We start from the raw sequence: 9,320 nt of genomic DNA, 5'->3' as shown, positions 1-9,320 counted from the left end.
GGGACTCGGGACTCGGGACTCGGGACTCGGGACTCGGGACTCGGGACTCGGGACTCGGGACTCGGGACTCGGGACTCCAAAATGATGTCCTGGGGTAAATCGCTGTCAAGCGATTTGACGCAAAAAAGGCCGCTTTTTTTAAAAAAAGCGGCCCTTTTTTTTGGTCTTCGGCGCAATCGCTTTTCTGTGGGAGGGGCTTTGGCCCCAACGCCTTACCGACAACGCGTCGGGGCTAAAGCCCCTCCCACAGAAAAGCGCAAATGCGGCGAACTTGCGAAAATCCCGAGTCCCGAGTCCCGAGTCCCGAGTCCCGAGTCCCGGCCCAAGCTACGCCGCCGCTGCACGCACCAATTCGGCGTAGATTTCCGGCAACTGCCGCATCCGCTCCATCACCGCGGCCACGCCAAGCTGGCGCAGGGTTTCGGCATGGCCCAGCGGGATGTGCGCGGCTCCGGTGAAGCCGATCACGGTCATGCCCGCGGCCAATGCGGCGCTGGCGCCGGTGGCGCTGTCCTCGATCACCAGGCAGCGTTGCGGCGCCACGCCCAGGGTGTGCGCGGCCAACAGATACACGTCCGGCGCCGGCTTCGGCCGCGCCACCATGTCGGCGCCGAAGACGTTGCCGCCGACGCGCTCGGTGAGCCCGGCGCGCGCCACCGAGGCGACCACGCTGTGGCGCAGGCTGTTGGAGGCGACCGCGAGCGGCAGCGGCAACGCCAGCAGCGCCTCGCGGACGCCATCGATCGGCTGTACCTCGGCGGCGATCAACGCTTCCGAACGCTCGCGGATTTCCTCGAACAGGCCCGGCGGCAGGGTCACCGCGAAATGCCGCTGCACCCGCTCCACGATCTCGTGCGCGGTCTGGCCGAAACTGCCGGTGAGGTAGGCCTCCAGCTCCGCCCGCGGCACATAAGCGCCCAGGGCCTCGAGCATGACCCGGTCGGCCAGCACCTCGCTGTCGACGAGCACGCCGTCGCAGTCGCTGATCAGCAGGTCGAAGGGGGTCGCGGTCATCGCCAGGCTCCTCGTGCAAACCCGCATTATGCCGGGCTGCGCATGTACGCCACCGTGCTCGCGGCGCCGCCAACGCGTGTCTGCAGCGTACGGCGCGCGCCGCACAGGCATGCGCACCGGGACGTGGGACCGATCTGGGGCCCCGCGACCGGCGTGCGCGCGCCGACCGCATTTCCGGATCAATCGGCGCTTCACCGCATACAGAGGCGATTTCCGCCACGCCGCCGCTGTAACAAAACCTTACCGAATCGGCGCAAGGCAGCTGCTAGCATCGGACCGGGACGCGAGGATTGCGTCCCACCGGAACAGGACCGCGAACAGGAAAGGAGCATTCCATGCGCAAGCAGTTCCCCGCCCTGATCGCTCTTGCGACCTCGATGTTCTTCTCGGTCTCATGCGCCGCCACGCCCGGCGCCAAGGAGCAATCTGCCATGTCAGCCACGTTGCAGGATCACTCGGTCGCCTTCCGCGATCCCCGTCTCGCCGACATCGCCGCCGCCGTCGCGCGCGGCGATGCCGCACGTATCGCCACGCTGGCGCCCGGCGTGGATCTGTCCGCGCATGGCGACCAGAACGTCACCCTGCTCGAATGGGCGATCTGGAACGAACAGCCGCTCGCGCTCGGCGCGCTGCTGGACGCCGGCGCCGATCCGTCCGAGCCGGGCATGGACCAGGAAACCGTCGTGCACATGGCGGCGATGGCCAAGGACCCGCAGTACCTGAAGATCCTGCTGCAGCACGGCGCGCCGGTGGATCCGGTCAGCGCGCGCGGCAACTGGACGCCGCTGTTCCGTGCCGTGCAGAGCAAGCGCGACGAACAGATCCAGTTGCTGCTGCAGGCCGGCGCCGATCCGCGCCGGGTCGATGCCAGCGGCAACTCGCTGCTGCACCTGGCCGCGCAGAGCAGCGCCGGCAATCCGTGGGTGCTGAAGCTGCTGCAGGCCGGGGTCGATCCGGGCCTGCGCAACGCGCAGCAGAAGACCTTCCAGGCGTATTTCTTCACCACGCCCGAGCGCCTGCTCAACAGCGCTGCGCAGCAGACCCGCGCCGCCGTGCGCGAGTGGTTGAGCGCCCACGACATCCCACTGGAAGCGACCCGCTGAGGCGGGCTGTCGCACGACACGCAAGGAGCCGCGCATGAGCCAGAACGATCTCTCCGACACCGCCGCATCCGCCCCCTTCGGCGAGGCCGTCCGCGGCCAGCAGCCGCAGGCGGTGGACCGGCAACTCCCCAGCCTGCTGCAGGACCTCTACGTCACCGCCGGCCAGCGCCGCGCCGGCGGCGCGGAAACGTTCGCGCCGCTGCCCGACGGCTGGACCCGCATGGACGATGCCGCGGTACAGCGCGCCGGCATCGACCCGAGCATGCTGCACGACGCCAAGAGCGGCTTCGACGCCGCGCTCTACCGCAACGACCAGGGCAACGTGGTGCTGGCTTTCTGCGGCACCGACGAAGGCAAGGACTGGAAGCACAACCTCGGCCAGGGCCTGGGCTTCGCCGACGCGCAGTACGCCTCGGCGATCCAGCTCGGCAGCCAGGCCCGGCAGGCGTTCGGCCAGGACCTGATGATCTCCGGGCACTCGCTCGGCGGCGGCCTGGCCGCGGCCTCGGCGATGGTCAACGACGTGCCGGCGGTCACCTACAACGCGGCCGGGGTCAACGACCGCACCCTGGAGCGCGAAGGCCTGGATGCGTCCGCCGCCAAGGACTATGCCGCCGAAGGACTGATCCGCGGGTATCACGTCAAGAACGAACTGCTGACCCACCTGCAGGAAGACAGCATCCCGCTGAAATGGGCGATGCCCGACGCCGCCGGCCACCAGATCCAGCTGCCGGACCCGGACCCGCTGTCGTTCGGCCAGCGCCTGATACCCGGCATGATGCTCAAGCATCGCCTGGACCTGCACGGCATCGATTCGGTGATCAAGGCGCAGGAACTCGAATCGCAGAGCCACGCGCAGACCCAGGACCGCGCGATGCCGACCGGCAGCCGCCTGTTCAACGATGCGGTGGTGCAGCTGGACGCGCAGCGCGAGCGGCTCGACCTGCACGACGACCGCGCCTTCCTCAACACCGCCGCCAGCGTCGCCGCGCGCGCGGGCAACGATGGCCTGGAGCGCATCGACACGTTGATGCCCAGCCGCGACGGCGACCGCCTGTTCGCGGTGCAGGGCCGCGTCGACGACCCGGCGCACCTGCGCAGCCAGGTGCAGACCGCGGCGGCGGCCAGCGAACCGGCGCAGGCCAACGTCGGCCAGTTGCAGCAGCAGAACCTGCAGGCGCACGTGCCGCAGCAGGAAGAACAGCAGCGCCGGGTCGCGCTGCAGCAGTAGGCGCATAGGTCCTGGCGCCGGCCACCGGCGCCGATGACCACCCTGGATGCCCCCCTGTAGGAGCGGCTTCAGCCGCGACCGAGGCTTTACCGGCAATGCCCGGTCGCGGCTGAAGCCGCTCCTACAGGAGGCATGACGGTGCGCTAGCCCGCGCCCGCCATCGCCCGCAAGGTGATCCCGACTAGGTACGCCAGATAGGTGCCGGTGGCATAGCCCATCGTGCCCAGCAGCACGCCCACCGGGGCCAGCGCCGGATGGAACGCGGCCGCCACCACCGGCGCCGAAGCCGGGCCGCCGACGTTGCTCTGCGAGCCGATCGCGAAATAGAAGAACGGCACCCGCAGCAGCTTGCCCAGCGCCAGCAACAGCAGAATGTGCACGCACAGCCAGATCAGGCCGAGCAGGAAGATCCACGGCCGGTCGAACAGCGCCAGCAGGTCCATCTGCATGCCGATGCAGGCGATCAGGAAATACAGCAGCAGCGACCCGATGCGCGAGGCGCCGGCGCCTTCCAGCGTGCGGGCGCGGGTGAAGCTCAGCAGCAGGCCGATGGTGGTGGACAGCACCACCACCCACACGAACGGCGAGCCGAGGCTGAACTGCTTGGCCCAACTGACGTTGGCCGCGAACCAGGCCGCGGTCGGCGCCGCGATCGCATGCGCCAGGCCGACCGCGCCAAAGGCGATGCCGACGATCAGCATCAGGTCGGTCAGGCTGGCCACGCGCTCGTGCTGCGCCTGGAACTGCGCGATGCGCTGTTTGAGATCGTCGATGCCGCTGGTGTCGGCGCCGCTGCGCGCATCGATCGCCGCCGCGCGCGGGGCGAGGAAGATCAGCAGCGCCATCCACACGTAGCCGACGCCGACATCGACCACCGCGAACTGGCCGAAGGTGGTGGCGTCGACCTGGAACACCTCGCGCATCGCCAGCATGTTGGCGCCGCCGCCGATCCAGCTGCCGGCCAACGCGGCCATGCCGGCCCAGGTGTCGCCGGCCACCGTGGCCGGATGCAGCCATTTCATCAACTGGAACGCGACCACCGCGCCGAGCATGATGCTGAAGGACGCGCCCAGGTACATCGCCACCAGCTTCGGCCCCAGGCGCAGGATGCCCTTGAGGTCGACGGTGAGCGTGAGCAGCACCAGCGCCGCCGGCAGCAGCACATCGCGCGCGACCGGGTCGTACAGGCGATTGTGCTGCCCGTCGATCAGGCCGACGGTGTTGTAGACGCCGGGAATCAGGTAGCACAGCAGCAGCGCCGGCACCACGCCGTAGAAGCGCTTCCAGAACCCGCTCGGCCGCGCGGCGGTCCAGAACACCGCCCCGAGCGTGGCGGCGATCAGGCCGAAGATGACGATGTCGTTGTGGATCATTGGGAATCGGGACCGGGGACCGGGGACCGGGGACCCGGAAAAGCGCGGCGGCGCGACCGGAAACCGGGCAGCGCGCACGCCAGCGGACATCGCCTTGGTTCGCGTTCTGGCAAGACGCAATCCGCGCCCGCTTTCGCTGTTCCGGGTCCCCGGTCCCCGGTCCCTGGTCCCGTCCTCATTGCCCGATATGCTGCTTCAACCACCCATTCACCGTGTCGTGCCACAGGATGCTGTTCTGCGGCTTGAGCACCCAGTGGTTCTCGTCGGGGAAGTACAGGAACTTCGATTCGATGCCCTGGCGCTGCGCGGCGCTGAACGCGGCCAGGCCCTGCTCCACCGGGATGCGGAAGTCGAGCTGGCCATGGATGATCAGCATCGGCTTCTTCCAGTCGGCGACGTGGTTGACCGGGTTGAACTTCTCGTAGTTCGACGCCTTCTGGTACGGCGTGCCGCCCTGCTCCCACTCGGTGAACCACAGCTCTTCGGTGGCGTAGCCCATCATGCGCTGGTCGAACACACCGTCGTGGTTGACCAGGCACTTGAACGGCGAATTCCAGTTGCCCGCGATCCAGTTGACCATGAAGCCGCCGTAGCTGGCGCCGAGCGCGCAGGCCTTGTCGCCATTGAGGAACTTGAACTGCTTCTGCGCGGCGGCCCAGCCCTTCTGCAGGTCTTCCAGCGGGCGGTCGCCCCAGTGCTGGCTGATCGCATCGGTGAACGCCTGGCCGTAGCCGGTGGAGCCGTGGAAATCGATCATCACCACCGCGTAGCCCTGCCCGGCGTAGGTCTGCGGGTTCCAGCGGTTGCTCCAGCCGTTGCCGAAGCTGCCCTGCGGGCCGCCGTGGATCAGGAACGCGACCGGATAGGTCTTGCCTTCCTGGTAGTTCCACGGTTTGACCACGTAGCCGTGCACGGTGTCGTTGTTCCAGCCCTTGAACTGGAACTGTTCGTAGTCGCCGAAGGCCACGTCCGGCAGCTGTTCGCCGGCGCTGGCGCTGATCGCACGCGGATGCTGGCCGTCGGCATCGGCGACGAACACCTGGTCGCCGCTCTTGAGGCTGTTGCGGGTGAACGCCAGCGTGGTGCCGGCCAGCGCCGGCGCACCGACGCTGCCGCCATCGACCACGGTGCGGACCTTGCCGCTGGCGACATCCACCGCGAACAGCGGATGCTGGCCGAGGTCGTCGGCGGTGGTGTACACGGTGGCGCCATCGGCCGAGAGCACGATCTCGCCGGCCGAGCGGTCCCACTTCGGCGCGATCTCGCGGGTCTTGCCGCTGGCCAGGTCCATCGCCATCAGCCCGAAGCGGTCGGCCTCGAAGCCGGGGCGCTGCATCGCGCGGTAGAACAGGGTCTTGCCGTCGGCGGAGAACACTGGGCCTGCATCCCAGGCCGGGTTGGCCGCGGTCAGGTTGACCGGCGCGGTCTTGCCCGCCGCGTCCAGCCGGTACAGATCGAAGTTGGTCGACCACGGCTCCTCGCGCCCGGCCAGGCGCACGCTGGCGACCAGCGACTGCCCGTCCGGCGCCCAGGTGTAGTCTTCGCCGCCGCCGAACGGCTTGGACGGGATGTCGCCGGCCAGGGTCACGCTGATCGCCGAGGCGCCGACCACCGGCTTGGCCTTGGCGCCGGTGGGCAGCGGCGCGACGAACAGGCTGTTGCGACGGCCGTCGTTCCAGGTGTCCCAATGGCGCACGAACAGCTGGTCGAACACCACGCCGCTGGCCTTGGCGTTCTTGGTCGCGTCCAGGCGCTTCTGCGTGCAGGCCAGGTCCGAGCCGCAGTCCTGGAACACGCCGGCGCTGAAGGCGACGCGGTCGCCCTGCGGCGCGACGTGGTAGCTGTCCACGTCCAGCGCCAGGTCAGTGAGCTGGCGCGGCGCGCCGCCGGCCAGCGGCATCGCATACAGCTGCTGGCGGCCGGACTTGGCGCTGAGGAAGTACACGGTCTTGCCGTCGGCCGACAGCTCCGGCGAATTGACGTTCCAGCCGTCCGGGGTCAGCCGCTTCGGCGGCGCCGCATCGCGGGTGCGCAGGTTGCGCAGCCACAGCCCCGTGCTGGCCTTGTCGGTGGCCTTGTCCATTTGCCGCTTGGCGAAGATCACGGTGCCGCCGTCGGGCGTCAGCAGCGGCGAGGACACCCGGTCGAGCGCCACCATGTCGCGGACATCGAAACCGCGGGTCGCCGCCAGCGCGGGCAGCGCGGTCAGCAGGCACAGGGGCAGCAAGGCGTAGCGCAAGGTCATCGGGCGTCTCCGGAACACGGCAAAACGTCGATGGTAGGCGGGTGGATGGGCGTGGTGCAAAGGCATGAAGTCATGGAGAGGCCGGGATTTGGGAGTGGGGAATGGGGATTCGTGAAAGCTGTGGCTGCGCGTTTGGTCGCTTGATCGTGCTGCAAACAAAAAGCCCGGCGCGGGGCCGGGCTTCGTGCGTTGCTTGGCGGGCGCCCGCGCTTACGCCGACGGCGGCAGCGGCGCGGTGGGTTCGCCCTTCTTGCCGGTGCGGTACAGCAGCCAGCCGACGAAGGCGAGCAGCAGCAGGCCGTACCACTGGTTCAGATGGAACGCCGCAGGCAGCGCCAGCACGTCGGCGCGGCCGGAGACCACGATCGGCACGGCGATGGCGATGCCCATTAGCGCCTCGCCGGTAATCAGGCCCGCGGCGAACAACGTGCCCGGACGGTGCACGCGGTCGCGTCCTTCCTCGTCGTCGGCGCGGATCTTGTGGAAGCGCTCGACGAGGTGGCTGATCAGGCCGCCGAGGAAGATCGGCACCATCAGCTCCAGCGGCAGGTAGATGCCGATCGCCGCGGCCAGCACCGGCACGCGGAAGCGCTTGCCGGTGCGCTTGAGCCACTCGTCCAGGGCGATGATCGCCGCGCCGACGCCGGCGCCGATGGCGATCATCGTCCACGGCAGCTCGCCGCCGAACAGGCCCTTGGCCACCGAGGCCATCAGCGTCGCCTGCGGCGCCGCCAACGAGTTCGGATGTTCCGGCGTCGCCGCGCCGATGCCGTAGGCCTGGGCCAGCAGGTTCAGCACCGGCGCCATGATCAGCGCGCAGGAGAACGCACCGATGGCCAGCATCAGCTGCTGCTTCCACGGCGTGGCGCCGACCAGGTAACCGGCCTTCAGGTCCTGCAGGTTATCGCCGCCCACCGCTGCAGCGCAGCACACCACTGCGCCGATCATGATCGCGGCGACCGCGCCGATCGGCGAGTCGCGCCCGAGCAGCAGCACCAGCACCGCCGAGGCGAACAGGATGGTGGAGATGGTGATGCCCGACACCGGGTTGTTCGACGAGCCGATCAGGCCGGCCAGGTAGCCGGACACCGACACGAACAGGAAGCCGGCGACGATCATGATGATGGTCATGGGGATGCTGACGTGCCACTGGCCCACGATCGCCTGGTACAGGCCCAGCAGCGGCAGCGTGCACAGCAGCAGCGCCACCAGCATCCACTTCATCGGCAGGTCGCGGTCGGTCTCGGCGACGACCGTGCCGGCGGTGCTCTTGCGCGCGGCGGCGAAGCCGCTCTTGACCCCGGACAGCAGCGACTTGCGCAGCGAAAACAGCGTCCACACGCCGCCGATCAGCATCGCGCCCACGCCCAGGTAGCGCACCTTGGCGGCCCAGATGCCGAACGCCGCGTCCGCCGCCGGCGCGGTGGCCAGGCTCTGCGCCAGCGCCGGATCGGAGCCCATGAAGAACTGCTGGTACAGCGGAATGGCGATGTGCCAGGACAGGATCGAGCCGGACAGCACCACGATGCCGACGTTGAGCCCGACGATGTAGCCGACCCCGAGCAGCGCCGGCGACAGGTTGGTGCCGACGTAGCCGACCAGCTTGCTGCTGCCCAGGTAGGTGGCCTGCGCCCAGGTATCGGGAATCACCTTCAGGCCGCTGGCCGCGCCCAGCTTGACTACGCCGCCGATCAGCGCCGACAGCGCCAGGATCTTCAGCCCCGGCCCCGGGTTCTCGCCGGCCTTGAGCACTTCGGCCGCGGCCTTGCCTTCGGGGAACGGCAGCGGGTCCTCGACGATCATCGAGCGCCGCAGCGGCACCGAGAACAGCACACCGAGCAAGCCGCCCATGCCGGCGATGCCGAGCACCCACCAGTACTTGAAGTCCGGCCAGTAGCCCATGATCACCAACGCCGGGATGGTGAAGATCACCCCCGCCGCGATCGACGAACCGGCCGAGGCGCCGGTCTGCACGATGTTGTTCTCCAGGATGGTGCCGCCGCCGAGCAGGCGCAGCACGCCCATCGACACGACCGCTGCGGGGATCGCGGTGGCGATGGTCAGGCCGGCGAACAGCCCCAGGTAGGCATTGGCCGCGGACAGCACGACGGCCAGCACGATCGCCAGCACGACCGCGCGGAAGGTGAGCTGACGCGGCTGGGTGACATGGTGCATTAGGCGTTTCCTAGTGGAAGAAAAATCCGCGACACGCTAGCGTTTGCGGACGTTTAAGTCCAGCAGGCGCCGCCCTGCACTATGATTACCCTTTCCGCCTGGCCTGCCCGTGAGATCTCGCGTTAACCACAGCAGGCCTCTTGCACCTCCGTTCCCGTGGAGGAATGCATCCTCTTTTC

At 68.7% G+C, this 9,320-nt stretch carries 6 protein-coding genes; 2 read left to right on the top strand and 4 right to left on the bottom strand.

The features are described from left to right. Positions 1–327 precede the first annotated feature (327 nt). Positions 328–1,014 (bottom strand): HAD-IA family hydrolase, encoded by a 687-nt coding sequence (locus VDQ83_RS01980; RefSeq protein ID WP_455433661.1) that lies wholly within the window; start codon positions 1,012–1,014, stop codon positions 328–330. A gap of 335 nt (positions 1,015–1,349) precedes the next feature. On the opposite strand from VDQ83_RS01980, the gene VDQ83_RS01975 reads away from it, so the two are divergent. Both VDQ83_RS01975 and VDQ83_RS01970 read left to right on the top strand, forming a co-directional pair. Next, positions 1,350–2,117 carry an ankyrin repeat domain-containing protein gene (locus VDQ83_RS01975; protein ID WP_263395172.1) on the top strand — a complete coding sequence of 256 codons (768 nt, stop codon included), beginning with the start codon at positions 1,350–1,352 and terminating at the stop codon, positions 2,115–2,117. Positions 2,118–2,151: 34 nt separating this feature from the next. Beyond that, positions 2,152–3,348: an XVIPCD domain-containing protein gene (locus tag VDQ83_RS01970; RefSeq protein ID WP_455433660.1), complete on the top strand. Its 1,197-nt coding sequence runs from the start codon at positions 2,152–2,154 to the stop codon at positions 3,346–3,348. 143 nt (positions 3,349–3,491) lie between these two features. Here VDQ83_RS01970 and VDQ83_RS01965 read toward each other — a convergent pair whose 3' ends face one another. The 3 genes from VDQ83_RS01965 to VDQ83_RS01955 all read right to left on the bottom strand — a co-directional run bounded on the left by VDQ83_RS01965 (position 3,492) and on the right by VDQ83_RS01955 (position 9,141). Further along, the gene (locus tag VDQ83_RS01965; protein ID WP_455433659.1) at positions 3,492–4,721 is read right to left on the bottom strand and encodes a DUF819 family protein; all 1,230 of its coding nucleotides are present in this window, start codon (positions 4,719–4,721) and stop codon (positions 3,492–3,494) included. 175 nt (positions 4,722–4,896) lie between these two features. Then, on the bottom strand, positions 4,897–6,966 hold the full coding sequence (locus VDQ83_RS01960) for a prolyl oligopeptidase family serine peptidase (protein ID WP_455433658.1): 2,070 nt from the start codon (positions 6,964–6,966) through the stop codon (positions 4,897–4,899). Positions 6,967–7,176: 210 nt separating this feature from the next. After that, positions 7,177–9,141, bottom strand: a complete 1,965-nt coding sequence (locus tag VDQ83_RS01955; protein WP_455433657.1) for an OPT family oligopeptide transporter — start codon at positions 9,139–9,141, stop codon at positions 7,177–7,179. Positions 9,142–9,320 lie beyond the last annotated feature (179 nt).

This window comes from Xanthomonas sp. WHRI 7945 (genome assembly GCF_035026585.1).
The sequence above is the reverse complement of the archived record's forward strand: the minus strand, read 5'-3'. Positions and strand labels throughout refer to the sequence as shown.

Bases quoted from the DNA above. Each gene is read 5' to 3' on its own strand.
- VDQ83_RS01980 (WP_455433661.1), bottom strand. From the start codon at position 1,014: ATGACCGCGACCCCCTTCGACCTGCTGATCAGCGACTGCGACGGCGTG.
- VDQ83_RS01975 (WP_263395172.1), top strand. From the start codon at position 1,350: ATGCGCAAGCAGTTCCCCGCCCTGATCGCTCTTGCGACCTCGATGTTC.
- VDQ83_RS01970 (WP_455433660.1), top strand. From the start codon at position 2,152: ATGAGCCAGAACGATCTCTCCGACACCGCCGCATCCGCCCCCTTCGGC.
- VDQ83_RS01965 (WP_455433659.1), bottom strand. From the start codon at position 4,721: ATGATCCACAACGACATCGTCATCTTCGGCCTGATCGCCGCCACGCTC.
- VDQ83_RS01960 (WP_455433658.1), bottom strand. From the start codon at position 6,966: ATGACCTTGCGCTACGCCTTGCTGCCCCTGTGCCTGCTGACCGCGCTG.
- VDQ83_RS01955 (WP_455433657.1), bottom strand. From the start codon at position 9,141: ATGCACCATGTCACCCAGCCGCGTCAGCTCACCTTCCGCGCGGTCGTG.